Raw genomic sequence first — 22,925 nt, 5'->3', positions numbered from 1 at the left:
ATCGTCCGCCCCTATGGTCGGGCCGAGGTCGCGGTGTCGTGTACCGTGCGCTTCAGCAGGCGCTCAGGATGAGGTCGCGGACGGGAAAGAAAAATCCCTTGCGACCGTGCCTCGCAACGCGAGCGCCCCTGAGAGGGAGAGGGAACCATCCTTTCCTCGTCCTGGACGCCGCGCGTCCGGAAACCCCGATCTAGCGCGTCTCCCGCTTCTCCAGCGCCGTCTTCACCTGCTTGAGCTGGTCGAACACCGCGCTCGGCGTGGTGCCGAAGAAGGCGAGGCTCGAATTGACCGCCCAGTAGCCGGCGAACAGGATCACCGGCACCAGGATCCAGGCGAGGATCTCCTCGCCGATCTTGCGGCGCCGGCGCCGCTGGCGCCGCTGCTCGCGCCGGGTCGGCTTGGGGGAAGGCGGGGCCACGGTCGCGGCCGGGGCGAGGGGCCCTTCGTTCAGATCGCCGCTCATGGGGATCGTCTCACGCTTCTCGGCGCAGAAGGGCGTGCCCTCGCGCATCCATCACCGGGCCTCGCGATCCGCCGGGGATGCCGAGGCCTCAAATGCGCATCCCGGCGGGGAGGTCCCGCCGGGATGCGCGCGTCTCGATGAGCCTCATACACGGGAGCCGGCCCCGGATCGAGGGGGTAGCCCTCGATCCGCGATCGAGGGGGTAGCCCTCGATCCGGCTGGGCTCAGGCCCGGACCAGCGGCACCTTCGGCACGGTCCGGACACCGCCGCCGCCATCGCCCGAGCCGCCGTCCTTCGGCTTCTTCGGCGCGGCGCGGGGCCGCTTCTGCTTCTTCGCCGCCTTCTTGGCCGCGATGGTCACGTCCTTCTCGGGCCGCGGCGTCACCGGGCCGGCCGGGAAGACGAAGCCGAGGCTCGGCTTCTCGCCCTCGGGCCGCTTGACGATCACCCGGACCGCGCCGCCGTCCTTGAGCTTGCCGAACAGCACCTCGTCGGCGAGCGGGGTCTTGATGGTCGACTGGATCAGGCGGGCCATCGGGCGGGCGCCCATGGCCTCGTCGTAGCCGTTCTCGACCAGCCAGTCCCGCGCCTCGTCGGACAGCTCGATGGTGACGTTGCGGTCGGCGAGCTGCGCCTCGAGCTGGAGGACGAACTTGTCGACGACCTTGGCCACCACCTCCTTCGGCAGGTGGCCGAAGGACACGGTCGCGTCGAGGCGGTTGCGGAATTCCGGGGCGAACAGGCGGTTGATCGCCTCCTGGTCGTCGCCGGTGCGCTTGTTCTGGGTGAAGCCGAACGCCGCCTTGGCGAGGTCGGCCGCACCCGCATTCGTCGTCATGATGATGATGACGTTGCGGAAATCGACCTGCTTGCCGTTATGGTCTGTCAGCTTGCCGTGATCCATCACCTGCAGCAGGATGTTGAACAGGTCCGGGTGGGCCTTCTCGATCTCGTCGAGCAGCAGAACGCAATGCGGGTGCTGGTCGATGCCGTCGGTGAGGAGGCCGCCCTGGTCGAAGCCGACATAGCCCGGAGGGGCGCCGATCAGCCGCGAGACGGTGTGCCGCTCCATGTATTCCGACATGTCGAAGCGCAGCATCTCGACGCCGAGGCTCGAGGCGAGCTGCTTGGCGGCTTCCGTCTTGCCGACGCCGGTCGGGCCGGCGAACAGGTAGGCGCCGATCGGCTTGTCGGGGTCGCGCAGCCCGGCCCGGGCGAGCTTGATCGACGCGGTCAGCGCGTCGATGGCGGCGTCCTGGCCGTAGACCACCCGCTTCAGGTTGTCGGTGAGGTGGGCGAGCACCTCCGCGTCGTCCTTCGAGACGGTCTTCGGCGGGATGCGGGCCATCGTGGCGATGGTCGCCTCGATCTCCTTCACGCCGATCGTGCGCTTGCGGCGACCCTCCGGCACCAGCATCTGCGAGGCGCCGGTCTCGTCGATCACGTCGATCGCCTTGTCCGGCAGCTTGCGGTCGTTGATGTAGCGGGCCGACAGCTCGACCGCGGCCTTCACGGCCTCGGTCGTGTACTTGAGCTTGTGGAACTCCTCGAAGGACGGACGCAGGCCCTTGAGGATCTCGATCGCGTCCGGGATCGACGGCTCGTTGACGTCAATCTTCTGGAAGCGGCGCACCAGCGCCCGGTCCTTCTCGAAGTACTGGCGGTACTCCTTGTAGGTGGTCGAGCCGATGCAGCGGAGCGCACCCGAGGCCAGCGCCGGCTTGAGCAGGTTCGAGGCGTCCATCGCGCCGCCCGAGGTCGCACCGGCGCCGATCACCGTGTGGATCTCGTCGATGAACATGATGGCGTTCGGGTGCGCCTCGATCTCCTTCATCACCTGCTTGAGGCGCTCCTCGAAGTCGCCGCGGTAGCGGGTGCCGGCGAGCAGCGTGCCCATGTCGAGGGAGAAGACCGTCGCGTCGGCCAGGACCTCCGGCACCTCGTGCTGGATGATCTTGCGGGCGAGGCCTTCCGCGATCGCGGTCTTGCCGACGCCGGGATCGCCGACGAGCAGCGGATTGTTCTTCTGCCGGCGGCAGAGCACCTGGATCGTGCGCTGGACCTCGTTCTCGCGGCCGATCAGCGGGTCGATCTTGCCCTCGCGGGCCTTCTTGTTGAGGTTGACGCAATAGGCGTCGAGGGCGTCGCCCTTCTTCTTCTGGCCGCCGCGCTCGTCCTCGGCCCCGCTCGGACGCTCCGTCGGACCCTCCTCGTCGGCGCCGCGCACCGGCTTGCCCTCGGACAGGCCGGGGCGCTTGGCGATGCCGTGGCTGATGTAGTTGACCGCGTCGTAGCGGGTCATGTCCTGCTCTTGCAGGAAGTAGGCGGCGTGGCTCTCGCGCTCGGCGAAGATCGCCACCAGCACGTTGGCGCCGGTGACCTCCTCCCTCCCTGACGACTGCACGTGGATCACCGCGCGCTGGATCACGCGCTGGAAGCCCGCCGTCGGCTTGGCGTCCTGCCGCCCGTCGCCGGTGAGGTTGGCGAGCTCGGTGTCGATGTACTCGACGAGGTTGCGCTTGAGCAGGTCGACGTCGACGTTGCAGGCCCGCATGACCGCGGCCGCGTCCTGGTCGTCGACCAGGGCGAGCAGGAGATGCTCGAGCGTCGCGTATTCGTGTCGGCGCTCGCCGGCCAGCGCCAGGGCGCGGTGGAGAGCTTGTTCAAGGCTGCGTGAGAAGCTGGGCAAAGCGGGCCTCTTAGCTGGTGCCTATTTCTTTTCCATGACGCATTGCAGAGGATGTTGGTGTTTCCGAGCAAAGTCCATGACCTGCGTCACCTTGGTCTCGGCGACCTCGTAGGTGAATATGCCGCACTCGCCGACGCCGTTCTGATGGACGTGCAGCATGATGCGGGTCGCGTCCTCACGCGACTTGTTGAAGAATCGTTCCACGACGTGGACGACGAATTCCATCGGCGTGTAGTCGTCGTTGAGCAGCAGCACGCGGTAGAGGTTGGGCCGCTTGGTGCGCGGCTTCGTCCGCGTGATCACGGCGGTTCCCGATCGCCCGTCGCCGTTGCCGGGGGCGCGGGGATTGGCCGCGACCGGCCTGGTGGAGGGTTCGCCCTGCCTCGGGACCTGAGCCATCTGAATCGTACCGACCTCGCTCTGGCGACCGCGCCGAGCCGCACCGGCCCTCCGTCTGGCGAAAGGGTCCGTGTGGCGTCGCGGGCGGCAGCCTATCACGTCGGCTGCCGGTGCCGAGCCTAATCTATAGGCCGAGTCGGCGCTTCGCCAGTCGGCTGCGCGCTCTTGTCGTGCGGGGCCGACCCCGGAACGCGACGCGGCCGGCACGGGAGAACCGTGCCGGCCGCTGGAAAAGGTCGTGGCGAGGGCGGCCGGGCCGGCCGCCCGTCCAATGCTTACGCGGCGTCCTTGGCGGCGTCGAAGGTCTTGCCGGCCTCGTCCTGGGCCTTGTTCAGGCCGTCCTTGGCCTGCTCGAAGGCGCGGCCCTGCGCCTTGAAGGCCTGGTCCTGGAACTTCGAGGCCTGCTGCTGGGCCTGGGTGACGATGCCCTCGAACGGCTTCGCCATCTCCTTGGCGAGGTTTGTGTAGAGCTCGGTCATCTTCTGGCTCTGGGCGACGGTGCGCTCGTAGGAGGCCTTCAGGTACTCGGCCTGGATCTCGAGCGCCTTGTCGAGCGAGCGGACGCCGGCGAGCTTCTCGAGGGTGGCGGTGCCGTGCTCGAAGGACTGCTTGGCGAAGTCGGTCGCCTCGACGGCGATCGCCTGGCTGGCCTTCGACAGGGTGCCGAAGCTGCGCAGCATCGCGTCCATGCCGTCCTTGCCGAACTTCTGGGCCGCCTCGGCCTGCTTCTCGACCTGCTGGCTGATGTTCTGCTGGTTCATGGTGTCGCCGGCGCCCGCAGACGGGCGCCCCCTCTTCGCGCGGCGTGAAGGGCGATGCGGGGCGCCCGCGCGTCGCGCTCCGCTGCGGGCAATATGTGCACTGCACAAAATTCGTCAAGAGCCGTTGTGCAGCGCACAAAGCGGAGAATTCGAGCGTCGGAGGTTGCGTGGAATTAACCGGGGCGTAACCGCGCCTGCCTAGCCTGTTTGACAGTGATGCCGCTGCGCCAGGCCGTCCCGCCGGGCGCCGGCGGTCCGGGGTGCCGCCCTCGTCGCGGGCGCCCTCTACAGTCCAACGGGGTAGTTGCGTGATGCGTTGCGTTCACGGCCAATCTGGACCCGCGCTGCCGGCCGTGCTCGCCGCCGCTGCGGTGCTGACGGCGCTCACCGCCTCGCCCGCCGAGGCGCGCCGGCGCGTCCATCACGGCGGCGGCGGGGGCTACAACCCGCCCTACGCGGCGATGGTGGTCGACGCCAAGACCGGCCGCGTGATGCACGCGGTCAACGAGGACGCCCTGCGGCACCCGGCCTCGATCACCAAGGTGATGACGCTCTACCTGCTGTTCGAGCAGCTCGAGCGCGGCAAGATGGATCTCGACTCGCCGCTGCAGATCTCGGCCAACGCCGCCCGGCAGGCGCCCTCGAAGCTCGGCCTCCGCCCGGGCTCGACCATCACGGTCGAGGAGGGGATCAAGGCGCTCGTCACCAAGTCCGCCAACGACGTCGCCTGCGCCATCGGCGAGAACATCGCCGGCTCCGAGCCGGCCTTCGCCGAGATGATGACGCGCAAGGCCCATGCCCTCGGCATGACGCGCACGCACTACGCCAACGCCTCCGGCCTGCCGGACGCCGACCAGATCACCACGGCCCGCGACCTGACGATCCTCGCCCGCGCGATCCAGGACCGCTTCCCGAAATACTACCGCTACTTCCAGACCCGCTCCTTCGCCTTCCGCGGCCGGGTGATCGGCAACCACAACCATCTGGTCGGCCGGGTCGAGGGCGTGGACGGCATCAAGACCGGCTACACCCGCGATTCGGGCTTCAACCTGATGACCTCGGCGCGCATCGGCGACCGCCACATCGTGGCGGTGGTGCTCGGCGGCAAGTCGGTGGCGAGCCGCGACACGATCATGACCAAGCTGGTCCGGGCCAACCTGCCGGTCGCCTATGCGGGCGCCCGCACCGCGCCGCCGGTGGTCGAGGTGGCCGAGCGGCCGCGTCCCGCCGTGGTCGCCGAGCGCCCGGTCGCGACCCGGACCCTCGTCGCCTCGGCCGACGAGGACGATGCGGTCGAGACCACGAACTCCACCGGCCAGCCCCTCGACATCGCGCCGCGCGGCGGGGCGACCCCGCAGGGCTCGGCGAAGTGGCGCAGCGCCGCCGCCGCCGTGCCGGCGAGCGCCCAGGCCTACGCGCCGGCCGCCGCGCCGGCCTTCCCGGCACCGGGGGGCAAGTACGCCTCGCGCCTGCCGTCCTCCGAGCCCGGCGAGGCCCGGGCCCCGGCCCCGCGCGAGGCGGTGGCCCCGGCCGCGAAGCCCGTCACGGTCTCGCCCTGGGTGATCCAGCTCGGCGCCATGGACGACGAGGGCAAGGCGAAATCGATGCTCGCCGAGGCGCGCCAGCGCAGCGGCGGCGCGCTCGGAAAGGCGGCGCCCTTCACCGAGAAGGTGACCCATGGCGGCACCACGCTCTACCGCGCCCGGTTCTCGGGCTTCTCGGAGGCCGAGACCGCGCAGGACGCCTGCCGCGCGCTCAAGCGCAACGGCTTCACCTGCTTCGCGACGCGAAGCTAGGGATGTCGCCTCCCGCGAGGGGAGGGACTGGCCGCAACAGGAAAAGGCGCGGGTTCCCCCTCGCCCGTGTGGGAGAGGGGCCGGGGGGTTAAGGGTGCTACGGTTCCGGGTCGAACGCGGACCGTAGCGCGGGCGGCTCGACGCTCAGCTCCTGATCCTGAACCGTCTCCACCCCTACCCCTCTCCCGCACGGGAGAGGGGACCCGGCGCTGAATTCGCGAGAGCACCTCACGATCGCGTTGCAATCGCGAGGCTCTCTGGGTCTCTGATTTTGCCGCATTTTCTGAGACGAACCGGTATCCTCTTCGTCGGAAAATGCTCTGGTGCTGAGAACGACATTCCCCGCCGCGGCGCGTTCCTGCCGCGGCTTCGTCGACACGCGCGTGGAGTATCAGCGATGTCGGTTGAGCAGAAAGTCCTTGGCCGCGTTGACGCGGGCCGCCAGGTAGTCGGACCCGCCCTGGTCCGGGTGAAGCCGCTTCATCAGGGTCCGATGCGCCCGGCGCACCTCCTCGAGGGGCGCCCCGCGCTGAAGCCCCAGGATCTGATAGGCCTCCTCCTCCGTCATCGGCCCTGGCTGCGCCGCAGTGCCCGGCCGCGGGTCGCGATCTCCTTGAGCGTCTACGCGCCATCCGGCAAACCGGCGGTCCAGGTAAGCCTCTAGCAGGCGGGCGCCGTCCGGGTCGCTCGCGCGGCACTCGGCCAGGAGCGCGACGAGGCGCGGCTGGGCCAGGCCGTCGAGGGCCTGGCCGGCGAGCGGACCGGCCAGCACCGTGCCGCGCATCGCGCCGCTGGCGTGGTCGAGCTCCATCTCCAGCATGGCCGAGCGGACCCGCGAGGTGGCGTTCGCCCGCGGCGCGGCGCGGCCGAGGCCGAAGGGGAGGGAGGCGGGCATCCGGCGCCAGCCGAGCAGCCAGGCGCCGCCGAGGCCGAGCGCGCCGGCCATGTCGAAGCGTCCGCGCAGGAACAGGACGGCCGCCGCCGCCAGGGCCAGCCAGCCGCCGGCCTGCCGGATCATCCGGGCGAGCAGCGCCGGATTCGCCGTCGCGGCGTTGCGACCGAGCCACCACAGGCCGACGAGGACCAGGACACCGAGGCCGAGGGCGATCATCCGTCGTTCGTCACCTTCGGTTGCGCGTGGTGCTCAAGGGAAGAACCCGTCTTAGCCCCCGGTCATGCCGGCGAGGAGCCGGCGCGCCGCCGCATCCTCATGCGCGGCCAGGCGCAATCCGTCGAGTCCCCGGCTGGCATAGATCGCCGCGGCGCGCAGCAGCGCCGCCAGCACGCCGGGCGCCGAGAAGTCGAAGCGCGCCGCTGCCCCGCCGCTGAGGCGGGCGACCTCGGCGAAGCCCTGGGCGACCGCGGGGTCGGGACCCTCGTGGAAGCAGAAGGCGGGCAGCCCGAGGAGGCCGAGCTCGCCCGCGACGGCGCAGAGGTCGTCGAGGCTCTCCTCGATCGCGTCGCCGACCAGCACCAGCGCCTTGACCGGCCCGCGCCCGGCCTCGTTGCGGGCGTGGCGCAGCACCCGTCCGATCTGGGTCCGGCCGCCCCGGCAGGCCACGCCCCGCATCAGGCCGGTCAGCGCCCGGGCGTCGGCGACGAAGCGCGAGGCCCGGCACTCGTCGAGCCCGCGAAAGTAGACGAGCTGGACCGCGAGCCCGCCGAGCCGGGCCGTCGCCTCGAACATCCCGGCCTGCACCCCGCAGGCGAGGTCCCAGCTCGGCTGCCGGCTCATCGTGGCATCGAGGGCGAAGATCAGCCGCGGCGCGTCGCCGGCCGGCGCGGCGACCCGCCGCGCCGTCTCCAGGAAGGCGTCGATCGCGGCGCCCGGCGCCCGGTCGAGGTCGCGGCCGCTCATCCTGCGATCATTGCCGCCGGATCGTGCTGGCGGTGAGCGCGTGGACCGAGAACAGCCCGTCCGGATCGGTCCAGACGCGGGCGTGCTCCCAGCCTGCGCCGCGGGCCAGCGCCCGGAAGCCCGGCACCGTGTACTTGTAGCTGTTCTCGGTGTGGATCGTCTCGCCGGAGCCGAAATGGAACGGCACCCCGGCGACCGTGACGAGCTGGCTGCGCCGGCTCACCAGGTGCATCTCGATCCGCCCCAGGTTCTCGTCGAAGAAGGCCTGGTGCGAGAACCCGTCGAGGTCGAAATCGGCGCCGAGCTCGCGGTTGATGCGGGTGAGCAGGTTGAGGTTGAAGGCCGCCGTCACCCCGGCCGCATCGTCGTAGGCCGCGTCCAGCACCGCCTTGTCCTTCACGAGGTCGATGCCGACGATGAGGGTCGCGCCGCTCCCCAGCGTCCGGGCGAAGCTGGCGAGCAGGCCCGCGGCCAGCTCGGGCTCGAAGTTGCCGAGGGTCGAGCCCGGGAAGAAGCCGGCCTTCGGCGCGTCCTTCAGGTCGTCCGGCAGGGGGAAGGGCTTGGTGAAGTCTGCGGCGACCGGCTCGACCCGGAGATGCGGGAAGTCGCGGCCGAGCTCCTCCGCCTCGCTGCGCAGGAACTCCTCCGAGACGTCGACCGGCACGTAGGCGGCGAGGTCGGAGAGGTGCGGCAGCAGCCGCCGGACCTTGGCGGTCGAGCCGCTGCCGAACTCGACGAGGGCGGCCCCCGGCGCCAGCCCGGCCCCGATCTCCGGCCCGTAGCGGTCGAGGATCGCGAGCTCGGTGCGGGTCGGGTAATATTCGGGCAGCCGGGTGATGTCCTCGAACAGCTCGGAGCCGCGCCGGTCGTAGAAGTACTTCGCCGAGAGGTGCTTCCTCGGGGCGCTCAGGCCCCCGAGCACGTCCTGCAGGAAGCTCCGGTCGATGCCGGCGTCGCGCAGGGCGGGCGCGAGATGGGGAATCGGGGCATTCACGGGCAGATCCTCCGATGTCGGTTCGGCGCCGAAAAAGGGCGCCCGCGTCGAGGCGCCGCGCGCCTCACTCCCCGTACCGAGATAGACGCAGGCCGGTGAACTGCCAGCGCTGGTGGGGATAGAAGAAGTTCCTGTAGGTCGGACGGCTGTGGCCCTGCGGCGTCGCCACCGACGCGCCGCGCAGCACGAACTGGCTGACCATGAACTTGCCGTTGTACTCGCCGAGCGCGCCCGGCAGCGGGCGGTAGCCCGGATAGGCGCTGTAGGCGCTGCGGGTCCATTGCCAGACATGGCCGAAGGCGGCGTCGAGCGAACCGGAGGCCGCCTCCCACTCGGCTTCCGTCGGCAGGTCGCGCCCGGCCCAGCGGGCGAAGGCGTCGGCCTCGTAGTAGCTGACATGGGTGACCGGCAGCGCCGGGTCGACGGGCCTCAACCCGGCGAGCGTCATGCTCGACCACACCCCGTCGGCCCGGCGCCAGTAGCCCGGCGCCTCCCAGCCTTCGTTCTGCGCCGCGACGTAGCCGTCGGAGAGCCACAGCTCGGGCTTGGCGTAGCCGCCGTCCTGCATGAACTCGAGCCACTCGCCGTTGGTGACGAGGGCGCGGTCGAGGCTTGCCGGCCGCAGCAGCACGTCGTGGCGCGGCTCCTCGTTGTCGAAGTGGAAGCCGGAGCCCGCGTGCCCCATCTGCGTCACGCCGCCCGGGAGCGCGACGCGGCCGGGCGTCTGCGCCAGGGCCGGCCAGCGCCAGCCCGCGTCGTAGGCCGGCAGCAGCGGGTTCTGCGCGAAGGCGTGCAGGATGTCGGTGAGCATCAGCTCCTGGTGCTGCTGCTCGTGGTGGAGGCCGATCTCGAGGATGCCGACGATCTCGGGCAGCTGCCGCTCGGAGGCGCCCGCGATCAGCTCGCCGACGGCCCGGTCGACATGGGCGCGATAGGCCGCGACCTCGTCGCAGGTCGGCCGGGTGACGAGGCCGCGGCTGATCCGCGGCGCGCGCGGACCCGCCTGCACGTAGTAGGAATTGAAGAGGTAGAAGAACCGCTCGTCGAAGACGGTGTAGCCCGGCACCATGGCGGTGAGCAGGAACTGCTCGAAGAACCAGGTCGTGTGCGCGCGGTGCCACTTGGTCGGGCTCGCATCCGGCATCGACTGGATCTGCTGGTCCTCCGGGGAGAGCGGCGCGGCGCGGCGCTCGGTCTCGTCACGGACGTGGCGGAAGGCCGCGATCCAGGCTCCCCGGTCGACCGGACGGGCCTCGGCGGGCGGCGGAGGGAAGGCGGGGCGCGTGTCGGGAGCCTGCGCGGTCGCGGTCGCTGCCATCGGGTTGTCCCTCTTGCGTAGACTGATCGTCCACGATCAACGTTGGTCGGGGGAACACGTTTCTCCAGCGCGGCGTTACCGCGCAGCTTGGATCGGTGATGGACGCGGGGGCTGTGCGATGCGGGAGAAGCGAAGCCTTTTTGCCGCCGCAGTGACCAAGCCTTAACGATCGCGCCGGACTCTTCCCGGCAATCATTCCCTGCCTCTCGGTCACATCCCCCATGCGGTTCGATCTGATGGCCGGCACTGCCGCGGCGCCCCGGGCGCCGCTCACGCGCGCGCCGGTGGTTCTCGTGTTCGATTCCGGCCTCGGCGGCCTCACGGTGCTCGCCGAGGTGCGCCGCGCCCGGCCGGACGCCCGGGTGGTCTACGCCGCCGACGACGCCGCCTTCCCGTATGGCGGCCTCGCCGAGCCGGTGCTGGTGGCGCGGGTGCTCGCCGTGATGGAGCGGCTGATCGCGTCCCACACCCCCGACCTCGTGGTGGTGGCCTGCAACACCGCCTCGACCCTGGTGCTGCCGGCCCTGCGGCAGCGCTTCGACATCCCGTTCGTCGGCACCGTGCCGCCGATCAAGCCCGCCGCCGCCGCGACGCGCTCGGGCCTCGTCAGCGTGCTCGCGACCCCCGGCACCGTGAAGCGCGACTATACCCGCGACCTGATCGAGACCTACGCGGCGGGATGCGCCGTGACGCTCGTCGGCGCGACCGGCCTCGCGGCCTTGGCCGAGGCGGCCTTGTCCGGGCTGCCGGTCTCCGACGCCGACCTGCGGGCCGAGATCGGGCCGTGCTTCGTCGAGGGGCCGGCCGGGCGCACCGACGTCGTGGTGCTCGCCTGCACCCATTATCCGCTCCTGCTCGCGCGCTACCAGGCGATCGCCCCCTGGCCGGTGACCTGGATCGATCCGGCTCCGGCGATCGCCCGGCGCATGACCCAGCTGATCGGCGGCCCGGTCCGGGGCCCGGGCGACGACGGCCCGGGCCCGGTGCTGGCGGCCTTCACCTCCGGCGACCGGCTGACCCCGGCCCTGCGGGCGGCGCTCGGCGACCGCGGCATCGCCGAGATCGCGCTCGAGGCGGTGCCGCTCGTGCTGCAGTGAGACCGGTCAAGCCGGTGACGACGATCGCGGCCGGCCTGCTCGTCGCCGTGCTGGCGCTCTACGGTGCGGTGATCGCGGCGTTCTGGTGGTTCCAGCGCGGCCTGCTCTATCCGGGGCAGGGCGACGCCGTGCCGGCGACGGGCGCGCGCCTGCCGGCCGCGGTGGCGGGCGTCACGGTGCCGACGGCGGACGGCGAGCGCCTGCGCGCCCTGTGGCTGCCGCCCGCCCCGGGCGCCGGCGTGGTGGTGAGCTTCCACGGCAACGCCTCGCTGCCCGAGTGGCATGCCGAGCGCTTCGCCGCAGGGGCGTGGCGCGCCCGGGGCTGGGGCGTGATGGCGCCGGCCTATCGCGGCTATCCGGGCTCGACCGGCCGCCCGAGCGAGGCCGGCCTGATCGCCGACGGGCTCGCGGCGGTGGCGGAGGCGCGCAGGCGCGCGCCCGGCGCTCCCGTGCTGCTGCACGGGCACTCCCTCGGGGCGGCCGTCGCGGTCGCGGTGGCGGCCCGGATCGGGGCCGACGGCGTGCTCGGCCTCTACCTGGAGGCGCCGTTCGACTCGATGACCGCGATGGCGCGCCACCATTTCCGCTTCCTGCCAGCGGGCCTGCTCGCCGACACCTGGCGCTCGGACCGGGCGGTCGGCGCCGTCGCGGTGCCGATCCTGATCGTGCACGGCGAGTCCGACCCGGTGATCCCGGAGAAGTACGGCGCGCGCCTCGCGCGGCTCGCCGGCGCCGACTTCGTCCCGCTGCCGGGCGACCACGTCTCGATCCTGGGCGACCGGGACGCCGAGGCCGAGGCGCGGTTCCGGCCGTCGCCGTGAGATCCTTCCGTGAGACTCCGGCCGGGAGTTCCGGCCCCGCGTCTTGACCCGAAACGCTTCGTCGCCTAAGAGCGCCCGGTTCGCGGGGCTCCGGTTCGGGGCCCCGCAGCATTTTGCGCACCCGCGAGCGGCTCGTCACGGCCGCTCTGTCGCCCCGGTTTCGGGGGGAGGAGGGCGCGTTCCTCTCATACGTGATGCAATTCTAGAGGACACGCGATGTCGAAACGCGTTCAGGCGAAGCATAAGCTCGATCGCCGCATGGGCCAGAACATCTGGGGCCGCCCGAAGAGCCCCGTGAACCGCCGCGAGTACGGCCCGGGCCAGCACGGCCAGCGCCGCAAGGGCAAGATGTCCGACTTTGGCACGCAGCTGCGCGCCAAGCAGAAGCTCAAGGGCTACTACGGCAACATCACCGAGAAGCAGTTCCGCCGCTACTACGCCGAGGCGATCCGCCTGCGCGGCGATTCCGGCGAGAACCTGGTCGGCCTGCTCGAGCGCCGCCTCGACGCGGTGGTCTACCGCTCGAAGTTCGTCGCGACCCCGTTCGCCGCCCGCCAGTTCGTGAACCACGGCCACATCCGGGTGAACGGCGTGCGCGTCAACATCCCGAGCTACCTCGTCAAGCCGGACGACGTGATCGAGATCAAGGAGTCGTCCAAGCAGCTCGAGATCGTCGTCGTGGCGAGCCAGCTCGCCGAGCGCGACGTGCCCGACTACATCGAGGTCGACCACGGCAAGATGACCGCGCGCATGACCCGCGTGCCGACCCTGTCCGAGGTTCCGTACCCGGTGCAGATGGAGCCGAACCTGGTCATCGAGTTCTACTCGCGCTGATCCGCGCGACGCAGGATCGAGAATTGGAAAGCCGCCCGAAAGGGCGGCTTTTTTTGCGTTCCACGCTGGACGCACGTCCAGGCGACCGACCCAGGCCCCTCCCGCCTGCGAGGCGAGGAGGGACTGGGCCGTTCCTGGACCGTCGCCGTCGCCAAACCGCCGGGTCAGCCCGCGAGCGCCGCCCGGATCCGCTCCGCATGCTGTGCCAGCAGTGCCGGATCGGCCATGCCCTCGACGTGCCGGCGCGGCGCGACGCCGTCGTGCCGGGGCAGGACGTGGACGTGGAGGTGGAACACCGTTTGGCCGGCCGCCGCCTCGTTGTACTGGTAGACCGCCACGCCGTCGGCCGCGAAGGCCGCCTTGGCGGCGCGGGCCACGCGCTGCACCGCCGCGTAGAGATGGCCGAGAACGGCGGGGTCCGCGTCGAGGAGGTTGCGGCTCGGGACCTTCGGCACCACCAGGGTGTGGCCGTCGGCCTGGGGCATCACGTCCATGAACGCGACGACGTGCGCGTCCTCGTAGACCTTGTGGCACGGGATCTCGCCCCGCAGGATCTTGCCGAAGATGTTCTGGGGGTCGTAGGCGGTCTCGGTCATCGCAGGTCAGCCCTGTGGCAATCCGGCCGAACGGGCCGGCCGGTCGCCGCTCTCTACCGCATCGCCGGCCGTTGTGGAGCCCGGGCGCCGCCCCGGCGGACGGGGCCGGGCTCAGAACAGCGCCTTCAGCGCGCTCTTCAGGATCTTGCCGTTCGGGTTGCGCGGCAGGATCTGGTCGTGGAGCAGGATGCGCACCGGCACCTTGAAGGCCGCGAGCCGCGCCGCCACGAAGGCCCGCAACTCCTCCTCGCTCGCCTCCGCGCCCTGGGCGATCGCCACCACGGCGCCCGGCTCCTCGCCCAGCGTCGGATGGGGCAGGCCGACGACGGCGGCGTCGACCACCGCCGGATGCTCGTAGAGGACGCTCTCGACCTCGCCGCAATAGATGTTCTCGCCGCCGCGGATCAGCATGTCCTTGGCCCGGTCGACGATGGTGATGAAACCCTCGTCGTCGATCCGGGCGAGGTCGCCGGTGCGCAGCCAGCCGTCGCGGAACACCTCGGCATCGGCATCCGGCCGGTTCCAGTAGCCCGCCACCACGACCGGGCCCTTGACCCACAATTCCCCGACCTCGCCGGCCGGCAGGGCGTTGCCGTCCGGGTCCATCGCCTTCGCCTCGCAGACCGGCAGCGGCGGGCCGCAGCTGTCGGGGCGGTGGACGTAATCCTCGCCCTGGTGGTGGGTGAAGGTGGCGGTGGTCTCGGTCATGCCCCAGCCGGTCGCCGGTTGCGCCTTCGGGAAGGCGGCGCGCAGGCGCCGCACCAGCTCGGCCGGGGCCGGGGCGCCGCCGTAGCTGATGGTCTCCAGCGAGGAGAGGTCGTGCGTGCCGGCCGCCATCCCGTCGAGGAGCTGGAACGCGATCGTCGGCACGCCGCCGGCGCTGGTGCAGCGCTCGCGCTCGATCAGCGCCATCGCGCGGGCGAGGTCCCAGCGGCGCATCATCACCAGCCGCCCGCCGCGATACAGATTGGTCACCAGGGTGGCGAAGCAGCCGGTGACGTGGAACAGCGGGATCGAGAGCAGCGCCACCTTCTGGGGCGCGGCGGGGTCGGGCACCGGCACCGGCTCGCCGCGGCGCAGGAAGGCGCGGGCGGCCGAGAACGGGTGCGCCATCACGTTGCTGGCGCCGGCGCGCTGGGTGCCGATCGCCCCCTTCGAGCGGCCGGTGGTGCCCGAGGTGTAGAACAGGGTGGCGACGTCCTCCGGGCCGATCGCGACCTCCGGCAGGCGGCCCTCGGGCAGATCGGCCCAGGCGGAGACCGGGCCGATGAGGTCGGTCAGGCTCTCGGTGCCGGGGGCGGCCGGCGCGCGGGCGATCAGCACCCGGCGCAGGGCCGGGTAGGCGGCGCGGCGCTCGGCGATGCGGGCCCAGCGCTCCTCGTCGACGATGGCGACGGACGCGCCGGAATCGATGAAGCCGTGGTCGAGCTCGGGGCCGGTCCACCAGGCGTTGAGCGGCGTCGCCACCGCACCGGCGAGGATCGCGGCGAAGAACGCCACCGGCCATTCCGGCAGGTTGCGCATCGCGATCGCCACCCGGTCCCCCGGCCGGACGCCGCCGCGGACCAGGTCGCCGGCGAGCGCCAGGGCGGCGCGGCCGAACGCCTCGAAGCTCGCCCGGTCGTCCTCGTAGACCAGGAAGGTCTTGGCTCCGTGCACCCGTCCGGCCACGAAGATGTCGCGCAAGGTCAGCGGCGCGCCGGCCCAGATCCGGGTCGGCACGCCGCGGATCGGGATCTCGGCGATGGCGAAGGGCGCGCCCGGCGCGGTCAGCCGCGCGGTCGCCTCGGCGAGGGAGAGTGCGGGCCAGGACGGTGCGGTCGTCGGCTCGGTCATCGGCGGGCTCGTGACTCGTGTGACTCTCTGGAAGCGGGCAGGGGAGGCCGGGGACGGACCGTTACGTGATGGTCTGGCCGCCGTCGATCACGATGCTCTGGCCGGTCATGAAGGCGCCGGCCGGGCTCGCCAGGAATACCGCGGCACCGGCGATCTCGTCGGGCTGGCCGATGCGGGCGAGCGGCGTGCGCGCCGTGTAGGCGGCACGGGACGTGGGATCCTCCCACAGGGCGCGGGCGAAGTCGGTCTGGATCAGGCCGGGCGCGATGCAGTTGACCCGCACGTTGTGGGGCCCGAGCTCGACCGCGAGGTTGCGGGCAAGCTGGAAGTCGGCCGCCTTCGAGACGTTGTAGGCGCCGATCACGCCCGAGCCCTTCAGGCCGCCGACCGACGAGACCAGGATGATCGACCCGTCCCGCCGCTCGATCATGCCGGCCGAGCAGAAGCCGATCAGCCAGTGGCTGGCGATGACGTTGTTGTCGAGGATCTTGCGGAACTGGTCGTCCGAGATGCCGCTCATCGGCCCGTAATACGGGTTCGAGGCGGCGTTGCAGACCACCGTGTCGATGCGGCCGAACCGGTCCTCGGTGCCCTTCGCCACGCGCTCGAGGTCGGCCTTCGACGAGATGCTGGCCGCGATCACGTGCGCCCGCTCCTCGCCGTGGCGGGCGTTGATCGCGTCGGCGACCGGCGCGCAGGCCTCCGCCTTGCGCGAGGAGATGACGACCTTCGCGCCGTGCTCGGCCAGGCGCTCGGCGATGGCCCGCCCGATGCCGCGCGACGAGCCGGTCACGATGGCGACGCGGCCGGTGAGGTCGAAGAGCGGCGACTGCATGGGGCGTCCTCCCTGTCGGCGCTGCCAAAACAGGCCTTGCTTTTGAGGCGACCTTAGCCCTGTATGACGATTAAGCAAGCCGTGTTTTCGAAAACGCGGCCGTGGCGAGGGCGGATCGAGGGCATCGCCCCTCGCTCCGGCCCGGGTTTCGGGGCTCTTGCGGCTCCATACCCAATCCACGATAATGAGGCAGAGCCCCGCCCCGCCCGTGAGCGGCGGACGGGGTCGTCGGAGGAAACCGAAAGATGCGGGAAGCCGTCATCGTCGCCACCGCGCGCACCCCCATCGGCAAGGCCTACCGGGGCGCGTTCAACGACACGCAGGCCCAGGCGCTGGGCGGCCACGCCATCGCGCACGCGGTGCAGCGCGCCGGCATCGACCCGGCCGAGATCGGCGACGTGGTGATGGGGGCCGCGCTCCAGCAGGGCTCGACCGGCGGCAACATCGCCCGCCAGGCGGCGCTCCGCGCCGGGCTCCCCGAGACGGTGGCCGGCATGAGCCTCGACCGGCAATGCGCGTCGGGCCTGATGGCGATCGCCACCGCGGCGAAGGAGATCATCACCGACGGGCTCGACGTCGCGGTGGGCGGCGGCCTCGAATCGGTCTCGCTCGTCCAGAACGACAAGGCCAACCGCTTCCGCGCCCAGGATCCGTGGCTCGTCGAGCGCATCCCGGCGATCTACATGACGATGATCGAGACCGCCGAGACCGTCGCCGAGCGGTACGGCATCGGCCGCGAGGCGCAGGACGCCTACGCCCTGCAATCGCAGCAGCGCACCGCCCGGGCGCAAGGAGAGAACCTGTTCGCCGACGAGATCGTGCCGATGGCCGCCCGCATGGCCGTCGTCGACAAGGCGACCGGCGCGGTCTCGCACAAGGACGTGACCCTAAGCCAGGACGAGGGCAACCGGCCGCAGACCAGGCTCGAGGACCTGCAGGGCCTGAAGCCCGTCTTCAAGGACGGGCAGCGGATCAAGGAAGGCCGGTTCATCACCGCCGGCAATGCCAGCCAGCTCTCGGATGGCGCGGCGGCGGTGGTGCTGATGGAGGCCGGCGAGGCCGCGCGCCGGGGCCTGCAACCCCTCGGCGCCTATCGCGGCATGGCGGTCGCCGGCTGCAACCCGGACGAGATGGGCATCGGCCCGGTCTTCGCGGTGCCCAAGCTCCTCAAGCAGCACGGCCTCACGGTCGACGACATCGATCTCTGGGAGCTGAACGAGGCCTTCGCCAGCCAGGTGCTCTATTGCCGCGACCGGCTCGGCATCCCGGACGAGCGCCTGAACGTCAACGGCGGCGCGATCTCGATCGGGCATCCCTACGGCATGTCGGGCGCGCGGATGACCGGGCACATCCTGCTGGAAGGCCGGCGCCGCGGCGCCAAGTATGGCGTCGTGACGATGTGCGTCGGCGGCGGCATGGGCGCCGCGGGCCTGTTCGAGATCTACTGAACCTGCCACCATCCCGGCTCGTGACGGCGCCCGGCAAGAGGCGCCCGGAGGACGCCGGCAGAGGGACGAAGCCGACGATGGCTCAAGACGTGAACGCAAACGACAACGTCGTCTCGACCGCGCGCGAGGGCGCGGTCGCGGTGCTGACGCTGCAATCCGGCCCGGTCAACGCGCTCGGCACCGCGCTCCGCCAGGGCATCCTGGCGGCGCTCGAGGCGGCGGAGGCCGATTCCGCCGTCAAGGCGATCGTGCTGATCGGCGGCGGCCGGATGTTCTCGGCGGGCGCCGACATCACCGAGTTCGGCAAGCCGCAGAGCGGCATCAGCCTGCCCGACCTCCTCAACCGCATCGAGGCCTCGTTGAAGCCCGTCGTCGCGGCGATCCACGGCAACGCGCTCGGCGGCGGGCTCGAGACAGCGCTCGCCTGCCACTACCGGGTGGCGGTGTCCTCGGCCAAGGTCGGCCTGCCGGAGGTCAAGCTCGGCATCCTGCCGGGGGCGGGCGGCACCCAGCGCCTGCCGCGGGTCGTGGGCCCGCGCAAGGCCCTCGACGTCATCGTCGGCGGCTCGCCGATCGGCGCCAAGGCGGCGTCCGGCATGGGCCTCGTCGACGAGCTGGCGCCGGAGGAGGGCTTGCGCGCCCACGCGGTCGCTTTCGCCGAGCGGATGGTGGCGGAGGGCCGGCCGCTCCTGAAGATCCGCGACCGCGACGACAAGATCGCGGAGAGCCGCGAGAATCCGGGCCTGTTCGCGGAGTTCCGCCAGGAGAATGCCCGCAAGACCCGCGGCTTCGAGGCGCCGGAAGCCTGCATCGCCTGCATCGAGGCCGCCTGCCGGCTGCCCTTCGACGAGGGGCTGGCCTTCGAGCGGGCGGAATTCCAGAAGCTCGTCTCCGGCACCCAGTCGGCGGCGCAGCGCTACGTGTTCTTCGCCGAGCGCCAGGCCGCCAAGATCCCGGACGTGCCCGACGACACGCCCGCCCGCCCGATCGCCCGCGTCGGCGTGATCGGCGCCGGCACGATGGGCGGCGGCATCTCGATGAATTTCCTCAACGCCGGCATCCCGGTGACGATCGTCGAGACGAAGCGCGAGGCGCTCGATCGCGGCCTCAAGACCATCCGCACCAACTACGAGAACACCGCCAGGAAGGGCCGCCTGAGACCTGAGGACGTCGAGACCCGGATGGGCCTCCTCACCGACACCCTGGAGCTGGACAAGCTCGCCGAGTGCGACCTCATCATCGAGGCCGTGTTCGAGGACATGGGGATCAAGAAGGAGATCTTCTCCAAGCTCGACACGATCGCCAAGCCCGGCGCGATCCTCGCGTCCAACACCTCCTACCTCGACATCGACGCGATCGCGGCGATGACGAACCGGCCGGCCGACGTGATCGGCATGCACTTCTTCTCGCCGGCCAACGTCATGCGCCTCTTGGAGGTCGTGCGCGGCGAGAAGACCGCCAAGGACGTCATCGCCACCGCGATGCAGCTCGGCCGCAAGGTCGGCAAGATCCCGGTGCTGGTCGGCGTCTGCCACGGCTTCGTCGGCAACCGCATGCTGGCCGAGCGCCAGCGCGAGGCGAACCGCCTGATCCTGGAGGGCGTCACCCCCTGGGACGTCGACCGGGTGATCCACGATTTCGGCCTGCCGATGGGCCCGTTCACGATGAGCGACCTCGCCGGCCTCGACATCGGCTGGAGCCGGGAGACCAACAAGTCCGAGAGCGTGCGCGACCTCCTGTGCGAGCAGGATCGCCGCGGCCAGAAGACCGGCGCCGGCTTCTACGACTACGACGCCAAGCGCAAGGCGACGCCCTCCGAGGTCACCGAGGAGATCATCGCGCGCGTCGCCGAGCGCCAGGGCGTGAAGCGGCGCGATGCGACCGACCAGGAGATCCTGGAGCGGACCCTCTACCCGATGGTCAACGAGGGCGCGAAGATCCTCGAGGAGGGCAAGGCGATCCGGGCCTCGGACATCGATATCGTGTGGATCAACGGCTACGGCTGGCCGGTCTATCGCGGCGGCCCGATGTTCTGGGCCGATACGATCGGCCTGCCGAAGGTGCTGGAGCGCCTGCGCGCCTACCAGGCCGAGTACGGCGATGCGTTCAAGCCGGCGGCCCTGCTGGAACGGCTGGCGTCCGAGGGCAAGGGCTTCAAGGACTTGTAGGGCGTCCGAACCCTCCTCCCTCTGCGCAGGGCTGTATGGGGGTAGAATCAAGCGCAGGATCCCCTCTCCCGAGTGGGAGAGGGGTAGGGGTGAGGGTGACACGGTTCCGCAAGATGCTGAACCGTCCCGCTGCCAGCACAACGCTCAATGCCTCACACTGAAGCGTGTCACCCTCACCCCCAACCCCTCTCCCACACGGGAGAGGGGAGGCGCGCCACTCTTTTCCCCGGACAGCCCTGCCCTTTGCGGGGGAGGGTTTGGACGTCGAGCGAATAGATTCAAGACAATAAATCGTTCAGGAGGCAGCCATGGACCTTCGCTTCACCCCCGAGGAGCGCGCCTTCCGCCAGGAAGTCCGCACCTTCTTCCAGGAAAATCTGCCGCAGGAGATCCGCCAGAAGATGATCGACGGGCGCCACCCGTCGAAGGACGACATCGTCACCTGGCAGAAGATCCTCAACAAGAAGGGCTGGGCGGTGCCGAACTGGCCCGTCGAGTGGGGCGGCACCGGCTGGGACCCGGTGCGCCAGTACATCTTCCTCGACGAGCTCCAGAGCTTCCCGGCGCCGTCGCCGCTGCAGTTCGGCGTCTACATGGTCGGGCCGGTCATCGCCCAGTTCGGCAACGAGGCGCAGAAGAAGCACTTCCTGCCCCGCATCGCCAACATCGACGACTGGTGGTGCCAGGGCTTCTCCGAGCCTGGCTCCGGCTCCGACCTCGCCTCGCTCAAGACCAAGGCCGTGCGCGAGGGCGATACTTACGTCGTCAACGGCCAGAAGACCTGGACCACGCTCGGTCAGTACGCCGACTGGATCTTCTGCCTCGTGCGCACCGACGCGACCGTGAAGAAGCAGGAGGGCATCAGCTTCCTCCTCATCGACATGAAGACGCCGGGCATCACCGTGCGGCCGATCCAGACCATCGACGGCGGGCACGAGGTCAACGAGGTCTTCTTCGACGACGTCAAGGTGCCGGTCGAGAACCTGGTCGGCCAGGAGAACAAGGGCTGGGACTACGCCAAGTTCCTGCTCGGCAACGAGCGCACCAACATCGCCCGGGTCGGCGTCTCGAAGCAGCGCATCCGGCGCCTGAAGGAGCTGGCGGCGATCGAGCGGGTCGGCGACACGCCGATCCTCGAGAACCCGCGCTTCCGCGAGAAGCTGGCGGCGCTCGAGATCGAACTGAAGGCGCTGGAGATGACGCAGCTGCGCGTGGTCGCCGCCGAGCGCACCCGCGAGAAGGGCAAGCCGGATCCGGCCTCCTCGATCCTCAAGATCAAGGGCTCGGAGATCCAGCAGGCGACGACGGAGCTGCTGCTGGAGGTCGTCGGGCCCTACGCCCTGCCTTACGCGGCCGAGGACGAGGGCGACGACCACTTGAGCAACGAGCCGCCGGTCGGCCCCGACTGGGCCGGCCCGGCCGCGCCGACCTACTTCAACTGGCGCAAGATCTCGATCTACGGCGGCTCGAACGAGATCCAGAAGAACATCATCGCGAAGGCGATCCTCGGGCTCTGAGCCCCGGGGCTTCCTCCACTCCCCCCTTTCCCGGGCGCATGCAGCGACAGCGGAATGCGACCCGGGATCCAGCACAAGAAGTCGCGAAGCGTCCGTCTGTTTGCGACGTTGCAAAAGGCAGAGCTGCTTCGCAGCACTGTCCCTGCTGGATCCCGGATCTCCTTCCGCTTCGCTTCAATCGTCCGGGAAAGGGAGCGAGCCAGACATTTCGGCCGCGCTGCCGGCCTCAAGACCGACCGGGAACACGTCGATGGATTTCGATCTGAGCGAGGAGCAGCGCCTCCTCAAGGACAGCGTCGAGCGGCTGCTGGCCGACCGCTACGATTTCGAGGCCCGCAAGCGCCACGGCCGCGAGCCGGAGGGCTTCGCCAAGGCGATGTGGGAATCTTACGCCGAGCAAGGACTGCTGGCCGTGCCGTTCTCCGAGGAGGATGGCGGCATCGGCGGCGGCCCGGTCGAGACGATGATCGTCATGGAGGCGTTCGGCGGCGCGCTGGCGCTCGAGCCCTACCTCGCCACCGTGGTGCTCGCCGGCGGCGTGCTGCGCCACGCCGCCAGCCCCGCGCAGCGCGCCGAGTGGCTCCCCGGCCTCATCGCCGGCGAGACCCGGTACGCCTTCGCGCAGAGCGAGCGCCAGGCCCGCTACGATCTCAACGACGTCGGCGTCACCGCGCGGCGCGACGGCGATGCTTGGGTGCTGGAGGGGGAAAAGTCGCTCGTCCTGCACGGCGACAGCGCCGACCGGCTGATCGTCTCGGCCCGGACCGGTGGCTCGCGCCGCGACCGCGACGGCATCGGCCTGTTCCTGGTCGAGGCCAACGCCGAGGGCGTGTCGCGCCGCGGCTACCCGACCCAGGACGGGCTGCGGGCGGCGGAAGTGTCGCTGTCCTCGGTCCGGGTCGGGGCCGATGCGGTGATCGGCGACCCCGCCGGCGCGCTGCCGGTGATCGAGCGGGTCACCGACGAGGCGATCGCCGCGCTCTGCGCCGAGGCGGTCGGCGCGATGGACCGGATGCACCGGCTGACGGTCGAGTACCTGAAGACCCGCAAGCAGTTCGGGGTGACGATCGGCTCGTTCCAGGTGCTGCAGCACCGCGCCGCCGAGATGTTCATCGCCCTGGAGCAGGCCCGCTCGATGGCCTTCCTCGCCACCATGATGGCGGGCGAGGACGACGCGGAGGAGCGCGCCCGGGCGATTGCCGGCGCCAAGGTCCAGATCGGCCGCTCCGGCCGCATCGTCGGCCAGGGCGCGGTGCAGCTCCATGGCGGCGTCGGCGTCACCATGGAGTACAGCGTCGGCCACTACTTCAAGCGGGTCACGATGATCGACCAGCTGTTCGGCGACGCCGACCACCATCTCGGCCGGGTCGCCCGGATGGGCGGGCTGATCGCCGCCTGACGCGGAATCGAGCGGGAGGTGAATCCCGCTCATCCCGGCGCGGATAAAACTCGTTTGAGTTCCGCCCCGGGCGATTGTTGGGTGACCGCGCCTCA

At 70.8% G+C, this 22,925-nt stretch carries 19 protein-coding genes; 8 read left to right on the top strand and 11 right to left on the bottom strand.

Features of this window, described 5'->3' with window-relative positions:
* Nucleotides 1–190: 190 nt before the first annotated feature.
* The 4 genes from A5481_RS03640 to A5481_RS03625 all read right to left on the bottom strand — a co-directional run bounded on the left by A5481_RS03640 (nucleotide 191) and on the right by A5481_RS03625 (nucleotide 4,313).
* Nucleotides 191–463, bottom strand: coding sequence for a hypothetical protein (locus A5481_RS03640; protein WP_048433583.1), 273 nt, complete (start codon nucleotides 461–463; stop codon nucleotides 191–193).
* Nucleotides 464–687: 224 nt separating this feature from the next.
* Nucleotides 688–3,153, bottom strand: coding sequence for an ATP-dependent Clp protease ATP-binding subunit ClpA (gene clpA / locus A5481_RS03635; protein WP_048433573.1), 2,466 nt, complete (start codon nucleotides 3,151–3,153; stop codon nucleotides 688–690).
* 21 nt (nucleotides 3,154–3,174) lie between these two features.
* The gene (gene clpS, locus A5481_RS03630; protein ID WP_048433572.1) at nucleotides 3,175–3,552 is read right to left on the bottom strand and encodes an ATP-dependent Clp protease adapter ClpS; all 378 of its coding nucleotides are present in this window, start codon (nucleotides 3,550–3,552) and stop codon (nucleotides 3,175–3,177) included.
* 275 nt (nucleotides 3,553–3,827) lie between these two features.
* A complete protein-coding gene (locus tag A5481_RS03625) occupies nucleotides 3,828–4,313 on the bottom strand; it encodes a phasin family protein (RefSeq protein WP_082173075.1) in 486 nt (161 codons plus the stop codon).
* Nucleotides 4,314–4,624: 311 nt separating this feature from the next.
* On the opposite strand from A5481_RS03625, the gene A5481_RS03620 reads away from it, so the two are divergent.
* Complete coding sequence (locus A5481_RS03620; protein WP_048433571.1) at nucleotides 4,625–6,109, top strand: D-alanyl-D-alanine carboxypeptidase; 1,485 nt, start codon at nucleotides 4,625–4,627, stop codon at nucleotides 6,107–6,109.
* Between the two features lie 391 nt (nucleotides 6,110–6,500).
* Here A5481_RS03620 and A5481_RS03615 read toward each other — a convergent pair whose 3' ends face one another.
* The 4 genes from A5481_RS03615 to egtB all read right to left on the bottom strand — a co-directional run bounded on the left by A5481_RS03615 (nucleotide 6,501) and on the right by egtB (nucleotide 10,279).
* Nucleotides 6,501–7,220 (bottom strand): DnaJ domain-containing protein, encoded by a 720-nt coding sequence (locus A5481_RS03615; RefSeq protein ID WP_197514135.1) that lies wholly within the window; start codon nucleotides 7,218–7,220, stop codon nucleotides 6,501–6,503.
* A 51-nt stretch (nucleotides 7,221–7,271) separates the two neighbouring features.
* Nucleotides 7,272–7,967, bottom strand: a complete 696-nt coding sequence (locus A5481_RS03610; RefSeq protein ID WP_048433570.1) for a hypothetical protein — start codon at nucleotides 7,965–7,967, stop codon at nucleotides 7,272–7,274.
* Between the two features lie 7 nt (nucleotides 7,968–7,974).
* Complete coding sequence (gene egtD, locus A5481_RS03605; RefSeq protein WP_156311803.1) at nucleotides 7,975–8,961, bottom strand: L-histidine N(alpha)-methyltransferase; 987 nt, start codon at nucleotides 8,959–8,961, stop codon at nucleotides 7,975–7,977.
* A 64-nt stretch (nucleotides 8,962–9,025) separates the two neighbouring features.
* The gene (gene egtB / locus A5481_RS03600; protein WP_048433569.1) at nucleotides 9,026–10,279 is read right to left on the bottom strand and encodes an ergothioneine biosynthesis protein EgtB; all 1,254 of its coding nucleotides are present in this window, start codon (nucleotides 10,277–10,279) and stop codon (nucleotides 9,026–9,028) included.
* Between the two features lie 221 nt (nucleotides 10,280–10,500).
* Here egtB and murI point away from each other — a divergent pair, with 221 nt between their 5' ends.
* From murI to rpsD, 3 genes are all read left to right on the top strand, one after another.
* On the top strand, nucleotides 10,501–11,376 hold the full coding sequence (gene murI, locus A5481_RS03595; protein WP_048433568.1) for a glutamate racemase: 876 nt from the start codon (nucleotides 10,501–10,503) through the stop codon (nucleotides 11,374–11,376).
* Nucleotides 11,377–11,390: 14 nt separating this feature from the next.
* Nucleotides 11,391–12,197 carry an alpha/beta hydrolase gene (locus A5481_RS03590; RefSeq protein ID WP_053082336.1) on the top strand — a complete coding sequence of 269 codons (807 nt, stop codon included), beginning with the start codon at nucleotides 11,391–11,393 and terminating at the stop codon, nucleotides 12,195–12,197.
* A gap of 216 nt (nucleotides 12,198–12,413) precedes the next feature.
* Nucleotides 12,414–13,031 carry a 30S ribosomal protein S4 gene (gene rpsD, locus A5481_RS03585; RefSeq protein WP_048433566.1) on the top strand — a complete coding sequence of 206 codons (618 nt, stop codon included), beginning with the start codon at nucleotides 12,414–12,416 and terminating at the stop codon, nucleotides 13,029–13,031.
* 164 nt (nucleotides 13,032–13,195) lie between these two features.
* Here rpsD and A5481_RS03580 read toward each other — a convergent pair whose 3' ends face one another.
* The 3 genes from A5481_RS03580 to A5481_RS03570 all read right to left on the bottom strand — a co-directional run bounded on the left by A5481_RS03580 (nucleotide 13,196) and on the right by A5481_RS03570 (nucleotide 16,298).
* Nucleotides 13,196–13,627 carry an HIT family protein gene (locus A5481_RS03580; protein WP_048433565.1) on the bottom strand — a complete coding sequence of 144 codons (432 nt, stop codon included), beginning with the start codon at nucleotides 13,625–13,627 and terminating at the stop codon, nucleotides 13,196–13,198.
* Between the two features lie 111 nt (nucleotides 13,628–13,738).
* Nucleotides 13,739–15,463: a class I adenylate-forming enzyme family protein gene (locus A5481_RS03575; protein WP_048433564.1), complete on the bottom strand. Its 1,725-nt coding sequence runs from the start codon at nucleotides 15,461–15,463 to the stop codon at nucleotides 13,739–13,741.
* 61 nt (nucleotides 15,464–15,524) lie between these two features.
* Nucleotides 15,525–16,298, bottom strand: coding sequence for an SDR family oxidoreductase (locus tag A5481_RS03570; RefSeq protein ID WP_048433563.1), 774 nt, complete (start codon nucleotides 16,296–16,298; stop codon nucleotides 15,525–15,527).
* A gap of 245 nt (nucleotides 16,299–16,543) precedes the next feature.
* Here A5481_RS03570 and A5481_RS03565 point away from each other — a divergent pair, with 245 nt between their 5' ends.
* The 4 genes from A5481_RS03565 (at nucleotide 16,544) to A5481_RS03550 (ending at nucleotide 22,830) form a co-directional block, all read left to right on the top strand.
* Nucleotides 16,544–17,746 carry an acetyl-CoA C-acyltransferase gene (locus tag A5481_RS03565; RefSeq protein ID WP_048433562.1) on the top strand — a complete coding sequence of 401 codons (1,203 nt, stop codon included), beginning with the start codon at nucleotides 16,544–16,546 and terminating at the stop codon, nucleotides 17,744–17,746.
* 89 nt (nucleotides 17,747–17,835) lie between these two features.
* Nucleotides 17,836–19,914, top strand: a complete 2,079-nt coding sequence (locus A5481_RS03560) for a 3-hydroxyacyl-CoA dehydrogenase NAD-binding domain-containing protein (RefSeq protein ID WP_048433561.1) — start codon at nucleotides 17,836–17,838, stop codon at nucleotides 19,912–19,914.
* A gap of 308 nt (nucleotides 19,915–20,222) precedes the next feature.
* Nucleotides 20,223–21,431 (top strand): pimeloyl-CoA dehydrogenase large subunit, encoded by a 1,209-nt coding sequence (pimC, locus tag A5481_RS03555; RefSeq protein WP_048433560.1) that lies wholly within the window; start codon nucleotides 20,223–20,225, stop codon nucleotides 21,429–21,431.
* Nucleotides 21,432–21,681: 250 nt separating this feature from the next.
* Nucleotides 21,682–22,830, top strand: a complete 1,149-nt coding sequence (locus tag A5481_RS03550) for an acyl-CoA dehydrogenase family protein (RefSeq protein WP_048433559.1) — start codon at nucleotides 21,682–21,684, stop codon at nucleotides 22,828–22,830.
* Nucleotides 22,831–22,925: the final 95 nt, after the last annotated feature.

Source organism: Methylobacterium platani (assembly GCF_001653715.1).
In the GTDB taxonomy this organism is placed as follows: domain Bacteria; phylum Pseudomonadota; class Alphaproteobacteria; order Rhizobiales; family Beijerinckiaceae; genus Methylobacterium; species Methylobacterium platani.
This window is presented reverse-complemented; position numbering and strand designations above follow the sequence as displayed.